General features: G+C 70.7%; 16 protein-coding genes. 7 read left to right on the top strand and 9 right to left on the bottom strand.

What is annotated here, in order from left to right:
- The first annotated feature begins 19 nt into the window (after nt 1-19).
- The 4 genes from tkt (at nt 20) to pgl (ending at nt 6,702) form a co-directional block, all read left to right on the top strand.
- The gene (gene tkt, locus ACFQRD_RS03920) at nt 20-2,119 is read left to right on the top strand and encodes a transketolase (protein WP_377017162.1); all 2,100 of its coding nucleotides are present in this window, start codon (nt 20-22) and stop codon (nt 2,117-2,119) included.
- A gap of 128 nt (nt 2,120-2,247) precedes the next feature.
- Nucleotides 2,248-3,360 carry a transaldolase gene (tal, locus tag ACFQRD_RS03915; protein WP_377017164.1) on the top strand — a complete coding sequence of 371 codons (1,113 nt, stop codon included), beginning with the start codon at nt 2,248-2,250 and terminating at the stop codon, nt 3,358-3,360.
- 73 nt (nt 3,361-3,433) lie between these two features.
- Nucleotides 3,434-4,996: a glucose-6-phosphate dehydrogenase gene (zwf, locus tag ACFQRD_RS03910; RefSeq protein ID WP_377017166.1), complete on the top strand. Its 1,563-nt coding sequence runs from the start codon at nt 3,434-3,436 to the stop codon at nt 4,994-4,996.
- Nucleotides 4,993-6,702 (top strand): 6-phosphogluconolactonase, encoded by a 1,710-nt coding sequence (gene pgl / locus ACFQRD_RS03905; protein ID WP_377803502.1) that lies wholly within the window; start codon nt 4,993-4,995, stop codon nt 6,700-6,702. The genes zwf and pgl overlap by 4 nt, the downstream gene beginning before the upstream one ends.
- A gap of 167 nt (nt 6,703-6,869) precedes the next feature.
- Here the strand turns inward: pgl and secG are convergent, their stop codons facing one another.
- From secG to uvrA, 9 genes are all read right to left on the bottom strand, one after another.
- Entirely contained in the window at nt 6,870-7,112 is a 243-nt protein-coding gene (secG, locus tag ACFQRD_RS03900) for a preprotein translocase subunit SecG (RefSeq protein ID WP_377017282.1), read from the bottom strand.
- Between the two features lie 106 nt (nt 7,113-7,218).
- Nucleotides 7,219-7,998 (bottom strand): triose-phosphate isomerase, encoded by a 780-nt coding sequence (tpiA, locus tag ACFQRD_RS03895; RefSeq protein WP_377017170.1) that lies wholly within the window; start codon nt 7,996-7,998, stop codon nt 7,219-7,221.
- Nucleotides 7,995-9,197, bottom strand: coding sequence for a phosphoglycerate kinase (locus tag ACFQRD_RS03890; protein WP_377017172.1), 1,203 nt, complete (start codon nt 9,195-9,197; stop codon nt 7,995-7,997). The genes tpiA and ACFQRD_RS03890 overlap by 4 nt, the downstream gene beginning before the upstream one ends.
- A 133-nt stretch (nt 9,198-9,330) precedes the next feature.
- Complete coding sequence (gap, locus tag ACFQRD_RS03885; RefSeq protein WP_377017174.1) at nt 9,331-10,335, bottom strand: type I glyceraldehyde-3-phosphate dehydrogenase; 1,005 nt, start codon at nt 10,333-10,335, stop codon at nt 9,331-9,333.
- Between the two features lie 105 nt (nt 10,336-10,440).
- Complete coding sequence (gene whiA / locus ACFQRD_RS03880) at nt 10,441-11,439, bottom strand: DNA-binding protein WhiA (protein ID WP_377017176.1); 999 nt, start codon at nt 11,437-11,439, stop codon at nt 10,441-10,443.
- Complete coding sequence (gene yvcK, locus ACFQRD_RS03875; RefSeq protein ID WP_377017178.1) at nt 11,423-12,535, bottom strand: uridine diphosphate-N-acetylglucosamine-binding protein YvcK; 1,113 nt, start codon at nt 12,533-12,535, stop codon at nt 11,423-11,425. Before yvcK ends, whiA begins: the two co-directional genes overlap by 17 nt.
- The gene (gene rapZ / locus ACFQRD_RS03870) at nt 12,532-13,389 is read right to left on the bottom strand and encodes an RNase adapter RapZ (RefSeq protein WP_377017284.1); all 858 of its coding nucleotides are present in this window, start codon (nt 13,387-13,389) and stop codon (nt 12,532-12,534) included. Before rapZ ends, yvcK begins: the two co-directional genes overlap by 4 nt.
- 80 nt (nt 13,390-13,469) lie before the next feature.
- Nucleotides 13,470-15,431: an excinuclease ABC subunit UvrC gene (gene uvrC, locus ACFQRD_RS03865; RefSeq protein WP_377017180.1), complete on the bottom strand. Its 1,962-nt coding sequence runs from the start codon at nt 15,429-15,431 to the stop codon at nt 13,470-13,472.
- Nucleotides 15,432-15,437: 6 nt separating this feature from the next.
- Entirely contained in the window at nt 15,438-18,314 is a 2,877-nt protein-coding gene (uvrA, locus tag ACFQRD_RS03860; RefSeq protein WP_377017182.1) for an excinuclease ABC subunit UvrA, read from the bottom strand.
- 91 nt (nt 18,315-18,405) lie between these two features.
- Between uvrA and ACFQRD_RS03855 the strand changes: the two genes are divergently transcribed.
- From ACFQRD_RS03855 to ACFQRD_RS03845, 3 genes are all read left to right on the top strand, one after another.
- Complete coding sequence (locus ACFQRD_RS03855) at nt 18,406-19,104, top strand: MBL fold metallo-hydrolase (RefSeq protein WP_377017184.1); 699 nt, start codon at nt 18,406-18,408, stop codon at nt 19,102-19,104.
- Nucleotides 19,101-20,846, top strand: coding sequence for a bifunctional 3'-5' exonuclease/DNA polymerase (locus ACFQRD_RS03850; protein ID WP_377017186.1), 1,746 nt, complete (start codon nt 19,101-19,103; stop codon nt 20,844-20,846). The genes ACFQRD_RS03855 and ACFQRD_RS03850 overlap by 4 nt, the downstream gene beginning before the upstream one ends.
- Nucleotides 20,847-21,031: 185 nt before the next feature.
- Nucleotides 21,032-22,543 carry a DUF222 domain-containing protein gene (locus ACFQRD_RS03845; protein WP_377017188.1) on the top strand — a complete coding sequence of 504 codons (1,512 nt, stop codon included), beginning with the start codon at nt 21,032-21,034 and terminating at the stop codon, nt 22,541-22,543.
- Nucleotides 22,544-22,560: the final 17 nt, after the last annotated feature.

Raw genomic sequence — 22,560 nt, 5'->3', positions numbered from 1 at the left:
GCGAAAGGAAGCAATCGACGTGACCGATACGTTCAAGGCCCCGGAGGGTTGGACCGACCTGGACAAGCGCGCAGTGGACACCGTGCGCGTCCTCGCCGCCGATGCGGTGGAGAAGGTCGGCAACGGGCACCCCGGCACGGCCATCAGCCTGGCCCCCGCCGCATACCTGCTCTACCAGGACGTCATGCGGCACGATCCGACCGACCCGGACTGGCTCGGTCGCGATCGCTTCGTGCTCTCGGCCGGCCACTCCAGCCTGACCCAGTACATCCAGCTCTACCTCGGCGGCTTCGGGCTCGAGCTGGAGGACATCGAGGGGCTGCGCACCTGGGGCTCCAAGACCCCCGGCCACCCGGAGAACTTCCACACCAAGGGCGTGGAGATCACCACCGGCCCGCTCGGCCAGGGCATCTCCTCCGCCGTCGGCATGGCCATGGCCCAGCGTCGCGAGCGCGGCCTGCTGGACCCCGAGGCCGCGCCGGGCACCAGCCCGTTCGACCACTTCACCTATGTGATCGCCTCCGACGGCGATCTCCAGGAGGGCGTCAGCAGCGAGGCCAGCTCGCTGGCCGGCACCCAGAAGCTGGGCAACCTCATCGTCCTGTGGGACGACAACGAGATCTCCATCGAGGGCGACACCTCGATCGCCTTCACCGAGGACACCACCGCTCGCTACGAGGCCTACGGCTGGGACGTGCGCACCGTGGACTGGACCCAGGGCGGCGAGAGTTACCTCGAGGACGTGGCCGCGCTCAAGGCCGAGATCCTCGAGGCCCAGAAGGTCACCGACAAGCCGACCTTCATCCGGCTGCGCACCGTCATCGGCTGGCCGATCCCGGAGCTCGCCGGCAGCCACAGCGTCCACGGGGCCAAGCTCGGCCCCGACGCCGTCGCCGGGCTGAAGGAAGCCATCGGCTTCGACCCCGAGAAGTCGTTCCAGGTGGACGAGGACGTGCTCGCCCGCACCCGCTCGCTCGCCGAGCGCGCCGCGACGGCCAAGTCCGAGTGGGACGAGGGCTACCAGGCCTGGCGCTCCGCGAACCCCGAGCGGGCGACGCTGCTGGACCGCCTGGTCGCGCGTGAGCTGCCCGAGGGCTTCGCCGAGGCGTTCCCGGCCTTCGAGGCCGACGAGAAGGGCATCGCCACCCGCGCCGCCTCCGGCAAGATCCTCGCCGAGCTGGCCCCGGTCATGCCCGAGCTGTGGGGTGGCAGCGCCGACCTCGCGGGCTCGAACAACACCACCATGAAGGGCGAGCCGTCGTTCCTGCCCGAGGAGTACAGCTCGGAGCAGTTCGCCGGTGACGAGTACGGCCGTACGCTGCACTTCGGCATCCGCGAGCACGGGATGGGCGCGATCCTCTCGGGGATCTCGCTGCACGGCCTCACGCGTCCCTACGGCGGCACCTTCTTCCAGTTCGCCGACTACATGCGCGGCGCCGTGCGCCTCGCCTCGCTGATGAAGGTCCCCGCCACCTACGTGTGGACCCACGACTCGATCGGTCTGGGCGAGGACGGCCCCACGCACCAGCCTGTCGAACACCTGGCCGCCTACCGGGCGATCCCGAACCTCTCGATCGTGCGTCCGGCGGATGCCAATGAGACCGCGCAGGCCTGGAAGGCTCTGCTCGAGCGGGACAGCGGGCCCGTCGGGCTGATCCTCAGCCGTCAGGCCATGCCGACCTTCGACCGCTCGGAGTACGCGGGCGCCGACGGGCTGGCCAAGGGCGCCTACGTGATGAAGGAGGCCTCCTCCGGCACTCCTCAGGTGATCCTGATCGGCACCGGCTCCGAGGTGCAGTACGCCGCCGAGGCCCAGAAGCAGCTCGAGGCCGAGGGGATCGCCACCCGGCTGGTCTCGATGCCGTCCGTGGAGTGGTTCGACGAACAGGACGAGGAGTACAAGGAGTCCGTCCTGCCCTCGGCGGTCACCGCCCGCGTCAGCGTCGAGGCCGGGATCGCGATGCCCTGGTACCGCTTCCTCGGCGCCCACGGCCGGGCCGTCTCGCTCGAGCACTACGGTGCCTCGGCCGACGCCAAGACGCTGTTCCGCGAGTACGGCTTCACCCCGGAGGCGGTCATCGCCGCCGCCAAGGAGTCCCTCGCGGCCGCCGGCGCCTGACCGGTGCGGGGCGGGGCCCACGGGTCCTGCCCCGCACCCGCCTCTGGCTGGAAGAAATCCGGCCCGACCAGCGTTAGACGACGACAGCAGTTCGACACAGGGCGCGCAGCGTCCGGAAGGATATGCACATGACTCAGAATCCCCGCACCCAGGCCCTGTCCGACGCCGGCGTCTCCATCTGGCTCGACGACCTCTCCCGCCAGCGGATGACCTCCGGCAACCTGCAGGAACTGATCGATACCCGCAACGTGGTGGGCGTCACCACGAACCCCTCGATCTTCCAGGCCGCGATCTCCGGCCGCTCCGAGTACGACGACGACATCGCTCGCCTGGCCGGTGAGGGCAAGGACGTCGACGGCGTCCTCGAGGTCGTCACCACCGACGACGTGCGCAGCGCCTGCGACCTCTTCCAGGGCGTGCACGAGGCCACCGGCGGCGTGGACGGACGCGTCAGCATCGAGGTCGACCCGCGGCTGGCCCACGACACCGACAAGACCATCGAGCAGGCCAAGCGGCTGCGCGACCTGGTCGACCGGGAGAACCTGTTCGTCAAGATCCCCGCGACCGAGGCGGGCCTGCCGGCGATCACCGCCACCATCGCCGAGGGCATCAGCGTCAACGTCACCCTGATCTTCTCCGTGGCCCGCTACCAGGAGGTCATGGAGGCCTACCTCGCCGGCCTGGAGCAGGCCGCCGAGGCGGGCAAGGACCTCTCGAAGATCTACTCCGTCGCCTCGTTCTTCGTCTCCCGCGTCGATGCCGAGATCGACAAGCGCCTCGAGGCGCTCGGGGGCGAGGCCGAGACGCTGCGCGGCTCCGCCGGCGTCGCCAACGCCCAGGCCGCCTTCGGCGAGTACCTCACCGCCTTCGGGCAGGAGCGCTTCGCGGCTCTCAAGGACAAGGGCGCGAACGTGCAGCGCCCGCTCTGGGCCTCGACAGGGGTCAAGAACCCCGACTACCCCGACACGCTCTACGTCGACAACCTCGTCGCCGATCCGTGCGTGAACACCATGCCGGAGAAGACGCTGGAGGCCGTCGCCGAGCACTCCGAGCCCAAGGCCGCGCTGAACGCCGAGACCGCCAAGACGGGCGAGAGCGTCCTGGAGCGCGTCGAGGAGGCCGGGGTCGACCTGGCCGACGTGTTCGCGCTGCTCGAGCGCGAGGGCGTCGAGAAGTTCGAGAAGTCCTGGCAGGAGCTCATCGACACCGTGTCGGCGACCATCGACGACACCCGAGCCTGAGTTCTCCGAGAGCACGGCCGCGCCCGCTGGGGCAGGCCGTGCTCTCGCCGTCCGTGTCCGAGAAAGGACGATCGTGACCGATACCAGCACTCCTCCGGCAGGCGCCGAGACACCGGAGATCGCCAACCCCCTGCGTGACCCCCGCGACCGCCGGCTGCCGCTCATCGCCGGGCCGAGCTCCATGGTGATGTTCGGCGTCACCGGCGACCTCGCCCGCAAGAAGCTCCTGCCTGCCATCTATGACCTCACCCATCGCGGACTGCTGCCGGCCAGCTTCGGCCTGGTCGGGTTCGGGCGCCGCGAATGGTCCGACGAGGACTTCGCCGAGTACGTGCGCAAGAGCGTCTCCGAGCACTCCCGCACCGGCTTCTCGGAGAGCGTCTTCGAGCAGCTCCGCGGCGGGCTGCGCTTCGTGACCGGCACGTTCGACGACTCCGCGGCGTTCGAGCGCCTCACCGAGGTCGTCGGCGAGCTGGACCGCACCCGCGGGACCGGCGGCAACCACGCCTTCTACCTCTCGATCCCGCCGGACGCCTTCCCGAAGGTCTGCGGTCAGCTCGCCGAGTCGGGACTGAACACCCCGCGGGACGGCTCCTGGCGCCGCGTGATCATCGAGAAGCCCTTCGGGCACGACCTCGCCTCCGCGCGCGAGCTCAACGACGTGGTCGAGAAGGTGTTCCGCCCGGAGGACGTCTTCCGCATCGACCATTACCTGGGCAAGGAGACCGTCCAGAACATCATGGCGCTGCGCTTCGCCAACCAGCTCTATGAGCCGGTGTGGAACGCGAGCTATGTCGACCACGTCCAGATCACGATGGCCGAGGACATCGGTATCGGGTCCCGGGCCGGGTACTACGACGGCATCGGCACCGCGCGGGACGTCATCCAGAACCACCTGCTGCAGCTGCTCGCGCTGACGGCGATGGAGGAGCCGGTCTCCTTCCGTGCCTCCGACCTGCGGGCGGAGAAGGAGAAGGTGCTCGCCGCGATCGAGCTGCCCGAGGATCTCGCCGCGCACACCGCCCGCGGGCAGTACGTGGGCGGCTGGCAGGGCGGCGAGGAGGTGCGCCCCTACCGCGAGGAGGAGGGCATCCCCGCGGATTCGACCACGGAGACCTTCGCCGCGATGAGGCTCGACATCGCCACGCGGCGCTGGGCGGGCGTGCCGTTCTACCTGCGCGCCGGCAAGCGGCTGGGCCGGCGGGTCACGGAGATCGCGGTCGTGTTCAAGCGCGCCCCGTTCCTCCCGTTCCGCTCCACCGATACCGCGAACCTCGGCCAGAATGCGATCGTCATCCGCGTCCAGCCGGACGAGGGCGTGACCATGCGCTTCGGCTCCAAGGTCCCCGGCACCCAGATGGAGGTGCGGGACGTGACGATGGACTTCGCCTACGGCATGAACTTCACGGAGGAGTCCCCGGAGGCCTACGAGCGGCTGATCCTGGATCTCCTGCTGGGCGATCCGCCGCTGTTCCCCCGGCAGAAGGAGGTCGAGCTCTCCTGGCGGATCCTCGACCCCATCACCGAGTTCTGGTCGGAGAACCTCGAGCCGGCGCCCTACCGCCCCGGCACCTGGGGGCCCGACACCGCCCACGAGATGCTCGCCCGTGACGGACGTACCTGGAGGCGACCGTGATCACCACCCTGACAGACACCACCGCCTCGGCCATCGACAAGAAGATGATCGAGATGCGGGAGACCTTCGGCGCGAACACCATCGGCCGGGTGCTCACGCTGATCATCATCTCCACCGGAGATGTCGAGGATCCTCTCGAGGCGGCCGTGCGCGCCAGTCACGAGCACCCCGCCCGGGTCATCGTTCTCGACGTCGACCCGGAGGCCGAGGCCTCGGGACTGGACGCGGAGATCCGCGTGGGCCGTGACGCCGGCGCCGGCGAGATCGTGATCCTCCGCGCCCGCGGGGACATCATGTACTCGCTGGACACGCTGGTGATGGCGCTGCTGCTGCCGGACGCCCCGATCGTCACCTGGTGGCCGGAGAGCGCCCCGTCCTCCCCCGTCCACGACGTGCTGGGCTCCATGTCGCAGCGCCGGATCACCGACGCCGCGGCCTGCTCCAGCCCGCTGGCCACCCTCAAGCGTCTGCGCCGTGGCTACGCCAGCGGGGACTCCGACCTCTCGTGGTCGAGGCTGACCCGGTGGCGCGGGCTCGTCGCCAGCGCCTACGAGGTGCCCCCGATCTCGACCCCGAAGCTGGTGGAGGTCTCCGGCAGCGCCGAGGACCCCTCGGTGGTGCTGATGGCCGCCTGGCTCGAGCACACCCTCGGCGTGGATGTCCGCACGGTCGAGCCGGCCGGTGAGGTCTCGGAGGGCCCCTCCGTGCGGGGCGTGCGTCTGCACCGCGAGGACGGCACGATCGAGCTCGTCCGCACCAGCGACGACTCGATCGTCATGAACCTCCCGGGCGATCAGAGCGGCCAGCATGTGACGATGCCCCGCCGCACGCTCAGCGAGCTGCTGTCCGAGGAGCTGCGTCGGCTGAATCCCGACGAGGTCTACGGCGAGGTCCTCGCCAGCGCCTTCAGCGGGATCGACGATTTCGGCACCTACGCGCGGGGAAAGCCGGAGGCCACCGACCGGGTCCTCGAGGACGCCTCCACGGTCGCGACCGCGGCCGCGGAAGCCGTCGCCTCACAGCTCGCGGACGCCCTCGCCCAGCGCCAGGCGGCGCATCTGGTGGTCACCGGCGGTTCGGTCGGCACGAAGACCGCCGCGGCCCTGCCGGGGGCGCTGTCCTCGGCCGGGGCGGACGTCTCCCGCCTGCACATCTGGTGGGGCGACGAGCGCTTCGTGGACACCGACTCGAGCGACCGCAACGAGGTCGCCGTGCGCTCCTCGTTCCTGGAGCCTCTCCAGGAGGCCGGGCTGCCGGCACGCAACATCCACGTTATGCCCTCCCCCGCCGACGGCATGTCGCTGGACGAGGCCGCCGCGTGGTACGGGCAGCAGCTCGACCAGGCCGGTGGCGACGAGCCGTTCCGCACCCGAGGCCGCGCGTTCTTCGACGTGCTGCTCCTGGGCGTCGGGCCCGACGGTCACGTCGCCTCGCTGTTCCCGGAGCACCCTGACCAGCGGCAGGCAGGAGCCAGTGCGGTCGCGGTGACGAACTCGCCCAAGCCGCCGCCGGAGCGGATCTCCCTGCCCTGGCCCGTGCTGAACTCCTCGCGTCACGTGGCCTTCCTGGTCGCCGGCGGGGACAAGGCCGAGGCGGTCGCGAGGGCCCACGGCGAGATCGATCCGTGGCCCGTCCCGGCCTCTGCGGTGCGGGGCCTCGAATCCACCACCTGGTTCCTGGACAGCGCCGCCGCCGAGAAGCTCTGAGCCCCCTGCTCCCGGAGGGCCGGTCACCACCATGGTGGCCGGCCCTCTCTGCAATCTCGGACCCACGGCCCCTCCACGAGGCCGGACGCACGCGACGAGCAAGAGGGCCGGTCACCGTAGCGGTGACCGGCCCTCTCGGAGAGTTCAGGAATGTGCGCGCAGCACGTTCAGAGCATGCGTTCCAGGATGCCGAGGGCGACGCAGCACAGGCCCCACACCACCGCGACGGTGACGGTGAGCCGGTTCAGGTTGCGCTCGGCGACACCGGAGGCGCTGGCCGAGGACGACACACCGCCGCCGAACATGTCGGAGAGGCCGCCGCCGCGCCCCTTGTGCAGGAGGACGAGCATGATGGCCAGCAGACTGGTGACGGCCAGCAGGATCTGAAGGATGAGCTTCAGCAGGGGCAGATCCACGAGGGGCGATACCTTCCACGGAGACAGGAGGACCGATCCAGCATACGGCACGGGCCGGGCCTCTCGAAGGCCCGGCCCGCGTGGTGCCAGTCTCGCTCGCTCAGACTCCGGCGTTGTAGCCGGCGATCTTGGCGAACTCCTCGGCCTTGAGCGAGGCGCCGCCGACGAGAGCGCCGTCGACGTCCTCCTTGCCCATCAGCTCGACGACGTTGGAGGACTTGACGCTGCCGCCGTACAGCACGCGGACGGCCTCGGCGACCTCGTCGCCCTGCAGGCGGCGCAGCGCCTCGCGGATCGCGGCGCACACCTCCTGCGCGTCGTCCGGGGTGGCGACCTCGCCGGTGCCGATGGCCCACACGGGCTCGTAGGCGATGACGATCTGCCGGGCCTGGTCGGCGGTCAGGCCGTCGATGCCGCCCTCGACCTGGGCGAGGGTGTACTCGACGTGCTTGCCGGCCTGGCGCTCCTCGAGCGGCTCGCCGACGCACAGGATCGGGGTCAGTCCGGCGGCGAAGGCGGCCTTCACCTTGGCATTGGTGACCTTCTCGTCCTCACCGTGGTGCTGGCGGCGCTCGGAGTGGCCGACGGCCACGTAGCTGCAGCCCAGTGCCTTCAGCATGGGCCCGGAGACCTCGCCGGTGTAGGCACCGGACTCGTGCTCGGAGAGGTCCTGTGCGCCGTAGGCGAGGGGGAGCTTCCCGGCGTCGACCGCGGTCTGGACGGTGCGGATGTCGACGAAGGGCGGCAGCACGACGGTCTCGACCGCGTCGGTGTCGATGCCCTTGAGCTGATCACCGAGGTCCTCGACCAGGGCCAGCGCCTGCTTCCAGTCCAGGTTCATCTTCCAGTTGCCCGCCATCAGCGGGGTACGGGTGCTCACTTGGTGCCCTCCTCGAGGATCGAGATTCCCGGCAGTTCCTGGCCCTCGATGAGTTCGAGGCTCGCGCCGCCGCCGGTGGAGATGTGCGAGAAACGGGATTCGTCGAATCCGAGATTGCGGACCGCAGAGGCGGAGTCTCCCCCGCCGACCACGGTGTATCCCTCGGCGGTCGCGAGATGCTCGGCGACGGCCTTGGTACCGGCCGCGAACGCCTCGAACTCGAACACACCCATGGGGCCGTTCCAGAACACGGTCGCCGCGTCGGAGATCTTCTGTCCGAACAGCTTCGCCGTCTCCGGGCCGATGTCCATGCCCTCCTGGTCCGAGGGGATCTGGTCGACCGGCACCACGGTCGCGGGGGCATCGGCCGAGAACTCGGGGGCCACCACCGTGTCGACGGGCAGGACGAGCTCCACGCCCTGGTCCTCGGCGCGCCGCATGTACTCGCGCACCACGTCGAGCTTGCTCTCGTCCAGCAGCGACTGGCCCACCTCGAGACCCTTGGCCTTCTGGAAGGTGTAGGCCATGCCGCCGCCGATCAGGATGCGGTCGGCCTTGCCGAGCAGGGTGTCGATGACGCCGAGCTTGTCGGCGACCTTCGCCCCGCCGAGCACGACGACGAAGGGGCGCTCGGGATCATCGGTCACCTTGCGCAGGGATTCGACCTCCCCGAGGACGAGCTGGCCCGCGGCCGAGGGCAGCAGGGTCGCCAGCTCGTAGACGGAGGCCTGCTTGCGGTGGACGACGCCGAACCCGTCGGAGACGAACGCGTCGCCGAGAGAGGCGAGGGCCTGCGCGAAGACGTGGCGCTCGCCATCGGCCTTCGCGGTCTCGCCCGGGTTGAAGCGCAGGTTCTCCAACACGGCGACCTGGCCGTCCTGCAGGCCGCCGACGACCTCACGTGCGGAATCGCCGATGGTGTCGGTGGCGAAGGCGACGTCCTGGCCGATCAGCTCGCCGAGGCGGCCGACGACGGGCTTCAGGGAGTACTTGTCCTCCGGCTCGCCCTTGGGGCGGCCGAGGTGGGAGATGACCACGACGCGCGCGCCGGCCTCGCTGAGCCGGGTCAGGGTGGGCAGCGCGGCGCGGATGCGGCCGTCGTCGGTGATGGTGGTGCCGTCCAGCGGGACGTTGAGGTCTGCTCGCACGAGCACGCGCTTGCCGCGCAGCTCTCCGAGCGAGTCGATGGTCTTCAGCACTGTGGTGGTTCCTTCTGTTCGTGGCCGTGGCGGCGCGAGCGGGACGAGCGGAGCCCGCCGGACACCGACCCCTCGGGGTGGTGACCGGCGGGCTCCGGGGCGGGTCCTTGGTCGTCCGGGGACGACGGGTGGATCAGAGGGACTTGCCCACGAGCTGCGAGAGCTCGACGAGGCGGTTCGAGAAGCCCCACTCGTTGTCGTACCAGGTGAAGACCTTCACCTGGTTGCCGATGACCTTGGTCAGCTGCGCGTCGAAGATCGAGGAGTGCGGGTCACCCTCGATGTCCTTGGAGACGATCGGGTCCTCGGTGTAGCGCAGGACGCCCTTGAGGGGACCCTCGGCAGCCTTCTTCACCGCGGCGTTGACCTCCTCGGCGGTGATCTCGCGGGACGCCTCGAAGGTGAGGTCCGTGATCGAGCCGGTGGGGACCGGCACGCGCAGCGAGTAGCCGTCGAGCTTGCCCTTGAGCTCCGGGAGCACCAGCGCCACGGCCTTGGCCGCACCGGTGGTGGTCGGGACGATGTTCAGGGCGGCGGCCCGCGCACGGCGCGGATCCTTGTGGGGGCCGTCCTGCAGCACCTGGTCGGAGGTGTAGGCGTGGATCGTGGTCATCAGGCCCTTGACGATCCCGAACTCGTCGTTCAGCACCTTGGCCACGGGAGCGAGGCTGTTGGTGGTGCAGGACGCGTTGGAGACGATGTGCTGGGTCTCGGGGTCGTAGTCACCCTCGTTCACACCGATGACGAAGGTCGCGTCCTCGTTCTTCGCCGGAGCGGAGATGATGACCTTCTTGGCGCCGGCCTCGATGTGGGCCTTGGCCTTCTCGGCGTCGGTGAAGATGCCCGTGGATTCGATGACGACGTCGGCGCCGATCTCTCCCCACGGGATGTTCTTGGGATCGCGCTCGGCGAAGGCGCGGAAGGTGTTCTCGCCGACGGTGATGGAGTTCTCGTCGTGGGAGACCTCGTAGGGCAGGACGCCACCGATCGAGTCGTACTTGATGAGGTTGGCGAGCGTGGCGTTGTCCGTCAGGTCGTTGACGCCGACGATCTGGATGTCTGCCTTCTGCTCGAGCGCGGCGCGCAGGTAATTGCGCCCGATACGACCGAACCCGTTGATTCCGACCTTAATGGTCACGGTTCCTCCTAGATTCACAGGGGATCTGCGAGATATGGACAGTGGCGCGCACGCCCTCGTACGCTCGGACGGCGCCGGCTGTGACCGACGACCGGGATGATCGTATCAATGCCCCGGGTCGGGCGACGGGGGCAACCGCTCCTCGTCCACTCCGTCCTCCGTCCCGGGCAGTCCCAGCTCCTCGGCGCGCTTGTCCGCCATCGCCAGCAGACGCCGGATCCGACCGGCCACGGCGTCCTTCGTGAGCGGCGGATCGGCCAGGCGACCGAGCTCCTCGAGACTCGCCTGCCGGTTCTCCAGGCGCAGGCGCCCGGCGGCCTGCAGGTGCTCCGGCACCTCGTCCCCCAGGATCTCCAGCGCGCGCTGGACGCGCTGACCGGCGGCCACGGCGGCCCGCGCCGAGCGCCGCAGATTGGCGTCATCGAAGTTGGCCAGCCGATGCGCGGTCGCCTTGACCTCGCGGGTGGTCCGGCGGTCCTCCCAGCTCAGCACGGTCTGGCGGGCGCCCATGTGACTCAGCAGCGCGGAGATGGCCTCGCCGTCGCGCAGGACGACGCGGTCCGCGCCACGGGCTTCGCGGGCCTTCGAGGCCACGCCGAGGCGACGGGCCGCACCGACCATCGCCAGCGCCACCTCCGGGCCCGGGCAGGAGAGCTCGAGGGCGGCGGAGCGGCCCGGTTCGGTCAGGGTGCCGCGCGCCAGGAACGCGCCGCGCCACGCGGCCTCGGCGTCGACGGTGGCGCCTCCCACCACGAACGGCGGCATCCCACGCACGGGACGGCCGCGGCCGTCGAGCAGACCCGCCTGCCGGGCGAGCATGCCGCCTTCGCGGTCGACCCGCACCACGTAGCGGCTGGTGCGGCGTATCCCCGACGGGGCGAGCACCGCGAGCTCGGCGCGGTGGCCGTACATGTCGGAGATGATGGCGTGCAACCGCCGCGCGACCGAGGCGGAGTCCAGCTCCGCCTCGACCACGACGCGCCCGGCGACCATGTGCAGTCCGCCGGCGAAGCGCAGCATCGCGGCCGCCTCGGCCTTCCGTGCCGAGGGGCGGGTCACCTCGAGGCGGCTCAGCTCCTCCTTGGCATCACCGGTCAGTGCCATGCAGGTCCTCCTCGCTGGATTCGGCGTCGGCTCCGGCCGCGCCGTGGTTCTCGGACCGGGCCGGCTCGACGTCACCGTAGGCGTCGTCGAACAGATCGCGGTAGGCCGCGGCCAGGCGCACCGGGTCGTGATGCGGGAGGCCGTCGCCGACGCTGACCTGGCGCAGCAGCGCGCGGATCCCACGCGACTCGGCGGACTGGGCCAGCGCGAGCGCGTCCCCGAGGGCGGTGGGGTCGGCGACCAGGGCGTCGAACCGGGTCCCGTCGGCGTGCTCGAGCAGCACGTCCAGCAGGTCCAGGCTCGTCATGCCCTCGGCCTCCTGTGCGCCCACCGACAGGTTCGTGGTGATGCACCGTCGCGCCGGGCTGCTGCGGATGGCCTCGGCGATCTCCGGGATCATCAGGTGCGGCAGCACCGAGGTGTACCAGGATCCCGGGCCGACGATGATCCAGTCGGCCCGGCCCAGCGCCTCGATCACGTCCTCCGCCACCTGCGGCCGCGGCGGCGTCAGCCGCAGGCCCTCGACCCGTCCGTCGGCGGTCGCGACCTGCCATTGGCCGGCGACGGTGCGCAGCTGCCCGTCCGCGGACCGCACGTCGGCCTCGATGTCCAAGGGCTCCAGCGCCATCGGCAGGACGCGCCCCCGCGCGCCGAGCAGCTCGGCCATCTGGTCGAGCCCTTCGACCGGGTCGTCGAGGATCTGCCACAGCGCCACGATCAGCAGGTTGCCCAGCGAATGGCCGTCGAGCTCGCCGTCGGTGGCGAACCGGTGCTGGATGACCTCACCCCAGATCGAACCCCAGTCGGAGTCCTCGCACAGGGCGGCCAGCGCCATCCGCAGGTCGCCCGGAGGCAGCACGGGCATCTCGGTGCGGATCCGGCCGGAGGAGCCGCCGTTGTCGGCGACGGTGACCACGGCCGTGATGTCGTCGGTCAGCAGGCGCAGCGCCCGCAGGTTCGCGGCCAGGCCGTGCCCGCCGCCGAGGGCGACGACGCGCAGAGGCCGCTGGGGGTCTCCGATGCGTCCGCGCCGGGCTCTTCCGGAACGGTCGGCGCCGCGCAGATGGCGGCGCCCGGAGCGGGCGGCGATGCTCATTCCCGCCCCAGATCGCGGTGGCGGATGCGCACGGCGTGGCCGGCTCCGCGCAGCGAGTCGCCGATCCGGTCGGCGATGGCGACCGAGCGATGCTTGCCGCCGGTGCACCCGATGGCCAAGGTGGTGAAGTGCTTGTTCTCGACGCTGTAGCCGCGCAGCACGGGAATGATCATCTCGAGGTACCTGTCGACGAACTCGGCGGCATTGGCATCCCCCAGGACGAAGTCCGCGACCTCCTGGTCCGTCCCGCGCAGGGGTTTCAGCTCGGGCACCCAGTACGGGTTGGGGATGAAGCGGACGTCGCTGACGTGGTCCGCCTCCAGCGGGATGCCGTACTTGAAGCCGAAGGACAGCATGGTCACGGTCAGCCGCTGCTCGTCACTGGTGCCGAAGACGCTGCGCATCTTCATCGTCAGCTCGTGGACGTTCAGCGGAGACGTGTCGATGACCAGGTCCGCCATCCGGCGGTACGGGGCGAGCATCTCCCGTTCGCGGCGTATCCCCTCCAGCACGCCCTCCTCGCCCTGCAGCGGGTGGGGGCGGCGCACCGAGTCGAAGCGGCGCACGAGGGTGGACTCGTCGGCGGTCAGGAACAGCAGGCGCAGGCGGAGATCGGCCCGTCGCAGCTGGGCGACCACGTCGGAGAGCTCGTTGAAGAACGGACCGGAGCGGGGGTCGACGACGACGGCGAAACGGTTCTCGCGGCCCACGGCGGAGGCGCGCAGCTCGTACAGCGTGCTGATCAGCTGCGGCGCGATGTTGTAGACGACGTACCAGCCCATGTCCTCGAGCGCGTGGGCGGCGGTCTCACGGCCGGCACCTGCCAGGCCGGTGATGATGACGACGTCGCCCATCGTGTCGGAGCGGGGGGCCAGCGGGGGTTCGTCGTGCACCAGGCATTCCTTCCGGGGTCGTGAGCTGGGGACGGAGGGGATCAGCGCTCCAGGATCTCGCCGGTCGCCATGTCCACCGCGACGTCGATCGTGCCATCCTCCCCGGCCTCCGCGTCACCGGCGGAAGCGCTCCCGGTCTCGGCTCCGGTGGACGTCGCTTCGTCGGATCGTAGCGCGGCCAGGATCTGCGCGGCCAACGCGGGACCGATCCCCTCGACCTGCTGGAGGTCGTCCTCGGACGCCTGACGGATCGCCGAGACGGTCACGAAGCGGTCGAGCAGAGCACGGCGCCGGGCAGGGCCCAGCCCCGCAATGCCGTCCAGGGCGCTGGCCTGCATGGCGCGCCCGCGCTTGGAGCGGTGGTAGGTGATGGCGAAGCGGTGGGCCTCGTCACGCAGGCGCTGGACCAGGAACAGGGCCTCGCTGGTGCGCGGCAGGATCACGGGATAATCGTCGCCCGGCAGCCAGATCTCCTCCAGCCGCTTGGCGATGCCGGCCAGGGCGATGTCGGTGATGCCGAGGTCGTCGAAGGCGCGCTGGGCCGCAGCGACCTGGGGCGGGCCGCCGTCGACGAGGATCAACGAGGGCGGGTAGGCGAAGCGGCGGGCCTCCTCCTCCGTCTGCTCGGGCGGATCCAGGTGGTGCTTCAGGCGGCGGGAGATGACGTCGTACATCGAGGCGGTGTCATCCCGCGCCGCGTCACCGGTGACGGAGTAGCGGCGGTACTCGCTCTTCTTGGGCAGCCCGTCCTCGAACACGACCTGGGAGCCGACGACGTTGGTGCCGTGGGAATGGGAGATGTCGAAGCATTCGATGCGCAGCGGCGGCTCGGCCAGGTCGAGCGCTTCGCCGAGGTCCTCGAGGGCCTTGGTGCGGGCGGTGAGGTCGCCGGAGCGCTTGAGCCGATGCAGCCGCAGCGCCTCCTGCGCGTTCTCGGTGACGGTCGACAGCAGGTTCTTCTTCTCACCCCGCTGGGGGATCCGCAGATCCACCTGCTTGCCGATCAGTTCGAGCACCTGGTCACGGTTCGTGGGCTGGACCGGGACCAGCACCTCCTTGGGCGCGGCGCCCTCGGTGTACAGGGTGGTCACGGCCCGCTCGATCAGGTCGCCGGCGGTGGAGGCGTCGAGGATCTCCGCGGTCCAGCCGCGCTGGCCGCGGATCCGGCCGCCGCGGACATGGAAGACCTGGACGGACGCCTCGAGCTCGTCCTGCGCGAGGCCGATCAGATCGGCGTCGGTGGCGTCGGAGAGGACGACCGAGTTCTTCTCCATGACCTTGTTCAGCGCTTCGAGGTCATCGCGCAGCCCGGCGGCGGTCTCGTAGTCCATGGCCGCGGCGGCCTCGCGCATCTGCTTCTCGATGCGGCGGGTGTAGGTCGCGGTGTTGCCGGCCATGAAGTCCGCGAACTGCTCGGCGAGCTTGCGGTGCTCGTCCTGGGAGATGTCCCCGACGCAGGGCGCGGAGCACTTGCCGATGAAGCCGAGCAGGCAGGGCCGCCCGGAGCGCTCGGCCCGTCGGTACACGCCGGGCGTGCAGGAGCGGACGGGGAAGACCCGGAGCATCAGGTCGAGGGTCTCGCGGATCGCGCCGACCTGGGGGTAGGGACCGAAGGTGCGGTCGCCCTTGGCGCGGGGACGACGGGTGATGTGCACCCGCGGCACCTTCTCCCCCATGGTCAGCACGAGATACGGGTAGGACTTGTCGTCACGGAACTTGACGTTGAACCGCGGGTCGAACTCCTTGATCCACGTGTACTCGAGGGTGAGGGCCTCCACCTCGGTGCCGACCACTGTCCACTCCACGCCGGCGGCGGTGGTGACCATGCGCCGGGTGCGCTCGTGCAGGGCCGCGAGGTCCTGGAAGTAGTTCGACAGCCGCTGGCGGAGATTCTTCGCCTTGCCGACGTAGATCACGCGGCCATGCTCGTCGCGGAACCGGTAGACCCCCGGCCGGGTGGGGATGGTCCCGGTCGCGGGACGGTAGGTGGCGGGGTCGGCCATGGCGGATCAGGCCCCGGCCGGCACGCCGACCCGGTTCGAGCGGCCGGAGGCCAGCAAGGGCGCGAGGAAGTTGCCGGTGTACGAGCCCTCGACCGCGGCGACCTGTTCGGGGGTGCCGGTGGCGACGATACGGCCGCCGCCCGCGCCGCCGTCGGGGCCGAGATCGATGACGTGGTCGGCAGTCTTGATGACATCGAGATTGTGCTCGATGACGATCACGGTGTTGCCCTTGTCGACGAGACCGCCGAGCACCTCGAGCAGCTTGCGCACGTCCTCGAAGTGCAGGCCGGTGGTCGGTTCGTCGAGCACGTAGATGGTGCGCCCGTTGGAGCGCTTGTGCAGCTCGGCGGAGAGCTTGACGCGCTGCGCCTCCCCGCCGGAGAGGGTGGTCGCGGACTGGCCGAGCTTCACGTAGCCCAGGCCCACGTCCACCAGTGTCTGCATCTGGCGGCGGATCGCGGGGACGGCGTCGAAGAACTCGAGCGCCTCGGCGATGGACATCGCGAGCACCTCGGCGACGTTCTTGTCCTTGAACTTCACCTCGAGGGTCTCGCGGTTGTAACGCTGGCCCTTGCACACCTCGCACTGGACGTACACGTCGGGCAGGAAGTTCATCTCGATCTTCAAGGTGCCGTCGCCCGAGCAGGCCTCGCAGCGGCCGCCCTTGACGTTGAAGGAGAAGCGCCCGGCGGTGTACCCGCGCACCTTCGCCTCGTTGGTCTGGGCGAACAGGGTGCGCACCCGGTCCCATACCCCGGTGTAGGTGGCGGGGTTCGAGCGCGGGGTGCGGCCGATGGGCGACTGGTCGACGTGGACGACCTTGTCGAGGTGCTCGAGGCCGGTGACGCGCTTGTGCCGTCCCGGCACGATCCGGGCGCGGTTGAGCTCCTTGGCCAGCACGGAGTACAGCACGTCGTTGACCAGGGACGACTTTCCGGAGCCGGAGACGCCGCTGACGGCGGTGAGCACGCCGAGCGGGAAGCTGACGTCCTGGCCCGTGAGGTTGTTGGCGCGGGGCGCGACGACCTTGATCATGCGCTGGCGGTCCACGGGGCGGCGGGTCAGCGGCAGCGGGATCTCGAGCTCCCCGGAGAGGTAGCGCCCGGTCAGGCTGCGCGGGTTCGTCCGCAGCTCCTCGACCGGTCCGGAGTGGACGACCTGGCCGCCGTGCTCGCCGGCCAGCGGGCCGAAGTCGACCACCCAGTCCGCCGCGTTCAGTGTGTCCTCGTCGTGCTCGACGACGATCAGGGTGTTGCCGAGATCCCGCAGCCGGGTGAGGGTCTTGATGAGACGCTCGTTGTCCCGCTGGTGGAGACCGATCGAGGGCTCGTCGAGCACGTACAGCACACCGACCAGGCCGGAGCCGATCTGGGTGGCCAGGCGGATGCGCTGTGCCTCACCGCCGGAGAGCGTCCCGGCCGCGCGGGCCAGGGTGAGGTAGTCCAGGCCCACGTCGAGCAGGAAGCCGAGGCGGGCGCGGATCTCCCGCAGCACCTCGTCGGCGATCGCGGCCTCGCGCACCCCGAGCCGGAGGCCCTCGTGGAACTCGAGGGCGTCGCGGATCGACATCTCGCACACCTCGGCGATGGAGCGGCCGCCGACGGTCACGGCGAGCACCTCGGGGCGCAGCCGGGCGCCCTGGCACGTGGGGCAGGGCACTTCGCGCATGAACTGCTCGTAGCGCTCCTTGGCCCAGTCCGATTCGGTGTCGGAGTGGCGGCGCTGGAGGAAGTGCAGGATCCCCTCGAAACCGGTGGAATAGGTGCGCTCGCGTCCGAACCGGTTGCGGTAGCGCACGTGGACCTGGAAGTCGTTGCCGTGCAGCAGCGCCTCCTTGGCGCGCTGCGGCAGGGCCCGCCACGGGGTGTCCATCGAGAAGCTGAGCTCCTCGGCGAGCCCGGCCATGACCTCCTGATGGTGGTCGGCAGAGCCCATGGTCCACGGCGCGATGGCTCCCTGGGCGAGGCTGAGGTCCTCGTCGGGGATCACCAGCTCGGGGTCGACCTCGAGGCGCATGCCCAGGCCCGTGCATTCGGGGCAGGCGCCATAGGGGGCGTTGAACGAGAAGGTGCGCGGCTCGATGTCGTCGATGGCCAGCGGGTGGTCGTTGGGGCAGGCGCGCTTCTCGGAGAAGCGGCGGGTGCGCTCCTCGGAGTCCTCGTCGACGTCGACGAAGTCGACCACCACGAGCCCGTCGGCCAGGCGCAGCGCGGTCTCGACGGAGTCGGTCAGGCGGCGCCGTGAATCGGGCTTGGCGGCCAGGCGGTCCACGACCACGTCGATGGTGTGCTTGAACTTCTTGTCGAGCGTGATCTCCTCGTCCAGGCGCCGCGTCTTCCCGTCGATCCGGGCGCGGGCATAACCCTGGGAGCGCAGCGAGCTGATGAGGTCGACGTGCTCCCCCTTGCGGCCCTGGACCACGGGGGCCAGCAGCTGGAAGCGGGTCCCCTCGGGCTGCTCCAGCAGGGAGTCGACGATCTGCTCGGCCGAGGAGGAGCTGACCTCCTCGCCGCAGATCGGGCAGTGCTGGACGCCGGTGCGGGAGAACAGCAGGCGGAGGTAGTCGTAGATCTCCGTGATGGTGCCGACGGTCGAGCGCGGGTTGCGGTTGGTCGACTTCTGGTCGATGGAGACCGCGGGCGAGAGCCCTTCGATGAGATCGACGGAGGGCTTGTCCATCTGGCCGAGGAACTGCCGGGCATAGGCGGACAGCGACTCCACGTACCGGCGCTGGCCCTCGGCGAAGATCGTGTCGAACGCCAGGGAGCTCTTGCCGGACCCGGACAGCCCGGAGAAGACCACCAGGCGGTTCCGGGGGATGTCGATGTCGATGTTCTTGAGGTTGTGCTCGCGCGCACCACGAACGACGAGGGATTCAGTCACCGCTCCATCCTACGAGCGCGCTGCGACGTTCGAACAGCTGTTCGCCGGAGATCCTCGCGACATCTGCCGATCCCCGCGACATACTGGGGCCATGGTTGAGAACGAGTACACCGGACATGTCGAACCCCACGGCCCAAGCGCGCTGCGCTCCTTCGCCGCTCTGGAGATCCGCAAGGCCTCCGTGGGGCCGATGGACAACAACGCCTATCTGCTCACCTGCCGCGACACCGGCGCGCAGCTGCTGATCGACGCGGCCGCCGACGCCGACCGTCTGCAGGCACTGGTGGCCGAGGGCTCAGGCTCCCGCACCGGTGCCGGCTCCGCCGGTCGACTCGACACGATCGTCACCACGCATCGTCACCACGACCACGTCGGCGCCCTCGAGGAGCTGGTCTCCGCGACCGGCGCCCGCACGGCCGCCGGCGCGGAGGACGCTCCTGCCATCGCCGTGCCGACGGATGTGCAGCTGACCCACGGCGACGTGCTCGAGGTCGGCCGGCAGCGCCTCGAGGTGATTGCCCTGCGGGGCCACACCCCCGGGTCCGTCGCGCTGCTGTGGCGCGGCGGTGAGGCCGGCGACCATCTGTTCACCGGCGACTCCCTGTTCCCCGGCGGCGTGGGCAACACGGAGAACGACTCGCTGCGCTTCTTCCAGCTGCTCGACGACGTCGAGGAGCGCATCTTCGATGTGCTGCCGGACGCGACCTGGGTCTACCCCGGGCACGGGGACGACACCACCCTCGGCGCCGAGCGGCCCTCGCTGCCGCAGTGGCGCGAGAGAGGCTGGTGACCAGCACCGCCGATCCCGCCTGGTGCGTCATCGGCCGTGCCGGCGGCGGTGACGTGGTGATCGTCGATCTCGACGAGCACGGGCAGGAGATCGACCGCATCGCTCTGGGAGCCGACGAGCTTCCCGCCCACATCGCCCACCGCGAGCACCGACGCCCCCGCTGGGTGTGGAGCGACGCGGCGACCTGGTACCCGCGCGCGCTCGCAGCGGGCGTCACCGTCGAGCGCTGCCATGATCTGCGCCTGGTCCACCGGATCCTGCGCCATTCGCAGCTGGTCGCGGAACCGGAGGCGATCCGGGAGGCCACAGCCTGGGACGTCCCGATCGAACAGCACCCCGGCGCCGGCGAGGAGAGAGGCGCCGGCGCGACCCTGTTCGACCTGGACTCCTCGGCCCGGACCGACGGCGTTCCCCACCAGATCGAGGCCGCGCTCGCCGAATTCGCTCGCCAGCGCCGCGCCGTCGACGGGTCCATCGACCCCGCGCGGCTGCGCCTGCTGGTCGCCGCGGAATCGGCCGGCGCGCTGATCGCCGCCGAGCTGCACGCCGCCGGGATCCCGTGGGACACGGCCGAGCACGACCGGATCCTGCGCGATGCCATGGGGCCGCGTCCCCCAGCAGGGCAGAGCCCGGCGGGGATGGTGGAGGCCGCCGCGGAGGTCCGCGCGGCCCTCGGTGATCCGCAGCTGAGCCTCGACTCGCCACCCCGGCTGCTGCGCGCACTGCACCGCGCCGGGATCGACGTCGAATCGACCTCGCAGTGGGAGCTGACCCGCTTCGACCACCCCGCGATCGAGCCGCTGCTGCGCTACAAGAAGATGTCGCGGCTGCTCACCGCCAACGGCTGGACCTGGCTCGAGGAATGGGTCCACGACGGCCGGTACCGGCCGGTCTACGTTCCCGGGGGCGTCGTGACCGGCCGCTGGGCCTCCAGCGGCGGCGGGGCTCTGCAGATCCCGCGGCAGCTGCGCCCGGCGCTGCGGGCCGACGACGGCTGGCGCCTGGTCAGCGCCGACGTCTCACAGCTGGAGCCGCGCGTGCTCGCGGCGATGTCCGCCGATCCGGCGATGGTCGCGGCGGGCGCCGGCAAGGACCTCTACTCGGGGATCGTCGAGGCGGGGATCGTGGACAGCCGCCAGGAGGCGAAGATCGGTGTGCTCGGCGCTCTGTACGGCGGCACGACCGGTGACAGCGGGCGGGTGGTGCCCCGGCTGCGGCAGAACTTCCCCCGCGCCATGGCACTCGTGGACGGTGCCGCGCAGGTGGGCGAGCGCGGCGGCACGGTCTCCACGTGGCTCGGTCGCTCCTCCCCCGCCCCCGAGCCCGAATGGAACCAGGCGCAGAACCAGGCCTACCTGCCCGACGCCGAACCCGGCGAGCAGGAACGAGCACGCCGCTCCGCCCGCGACCGGGGACGCTTCACCCGCAACTTCGTGGTCCAGGGAACCGCCGCCGAATGGGCACTGTCGTGGATGGCTGCGCTGCGCCTGGCGCTGGCCCGGTTCGAGCCGGTGGCCGCGGCCGACGCGGCGACGCCGTCGGGGCCCGTGTTCGCGCGGCGCGCGCACCTGGCCTTCTTCCTCCACGACGAGGTGATCGTGCACGCTCCGGCCGCCCAGGCCGACGCGGTCGCCGACGCCATCCGCAGCGCCGCCGATGCCGCCGGTCGGTTGCTGTTCCCCCGCAGTCCCATCGACTTCCCCCTGGATCTGACCATCACGGAGCGCTCGCCGACGAAGTGACGTCACGTCGATTCCGTCGTCTCCGCTCCTCGTCCCCGCCCCGCCGTCCCCGCTCCAGGCTCCGCCCCCTGCTCCTTCCTCCCCAGCGCTCCGCGGTCCACACCGCGTCGGCTGCTGCGTCGTCGGTCACACCCATCTGATGGACTGGGCTCGGAAGCCAGATCAACTGCCGGTTGGAGACCGCCATGACCATCACCCCGCTGCCGTCGAGATCGTCCGAGCACCGGCGCCGCTCCCGCATCGCTCGGCAGGAAGCCGAGGCGCTGGGCGAGCAGATCCAGCAGCAGGCCGCGTTCATCGCCGAGGCCACCTGCGACATGTTGCTGTCGCTGGCCGATTTCGATGCCCGGGACGGGGTGAGCTGGTACGTGGGGCTGAAGTCGACGGCGCACTGGCTGGCATGGGCCTGCTCCATGACCCCGGGCACCGCCCGCGAGCACGTCCGAGTAGCACGGGCTCTGCCGGAGGCGCCGCTGACGGTCGCGGAGTTCCGCGCCGGCCGCCTGTCCTTCTCCAAAGTCCGCGAGATCACCCGCGTCACCGACCGTGTCGACGAAGCCGTGCTGGTGGACATGGCCCGGGCGATGACCGCCTCCCAGCTGGCACGGACCATCTCCTCGTTCCGCGCTGTCGACGGCAGCCGGCTCGGCCAGGATGCCGTGCGCCACGGTCGCTGGCAGACTCGGGACGACGGCATGGTCGAGATCCGGGCGGTGCTGCCCGCCGAGACGGGTGCTGAGGTGGTCACCGCCCTGGATCTGGCCCTGGACCGGGACGGCCACGATCCCTCCTCGCTCGATCCCGGATCCGACGAGCCTCCGAGCGACGACGCCGCAATAGCCGTGGTCACGACCACGCCGACCCTGGAGCAGCGCAAGGCCGACGCCCTGCACAGCGTGGCGCGGAGCTTTCTCGACTCCGAGCCCGACGACCGTTCCGGGGAGGACCGTCACCTGGTGGTCGTCCAGGTCAGCGCCGAGGCGCTGACCGGATCCGTTCCCGCGGGAACGCCATCTCGCGAGTCCGCGCCGACCGCCGACCAGGATGCCGTTGACACGGGGCGGGACACTGCGCCCGCACCCCTGCCCGCCACTCCCGGCGTTCCCGCGGGAACGCTCCAGCGCTGCGGTGTGGTGGGCCAGGGTCCCCTGGAATCTCGTACCGCGGAGCGGCTGGCCTGCACCGGGAAGGTCGCACTGATGGTCACCGACGCCGGTGGCGAGGTGCTCCATCTGGGCAGGTCCCAGCGCCTCGCCTCCCGTGCTCAGCGCCGCGCGCTCCGCCTGCGCGACACCGTCTGCACGTTCCCCGGCTGCCACCAGAGCCGGCATCTCGACGCCCACCACACCACTGCCTGGTCGCGGGGCGGCGCCACGGACATCGAGGACCTGGCGCTGCTGTGCCGGCGCCACCACGTGATGGTCCACGAAGGCGGTCTGCAGCTCGCCCCCGACCCTGCCCGGACCACTGCGCACCAGCCGCGGTTCCAGGTGCTCGACGACGCCGGTCACCCCGTGCAGGCGCGCTGGCCCGCCCTGCATGATCGGATGAGCGTGCGCGAGGTGCCCCACCCCCTTTCGAGCACTGCGAACGATGCAGACCCGGATCGAATCGCTGCGACCACAGGGGGCGCCGGGTTCAGTCTCGCGGACTGCGTCGAGGTCCTCTGCCACAGCGTGGTGGAACCGGCCGCGTGATGGCCCGCCACGGCAGC

The organism is Brachybacterium sp. GCM10030268 (genome assembly GCF_042666305.1).
In the GTDB taxonomy this organism is placed as follows: Bacteria; Actinomycetota; Actinomycetes; order Actinomycetales; family Dermabacteraceae; genus Brachybacterium.
This window is presented reverse-complemented; position numbering and strand designations above follow the sequence as displayed.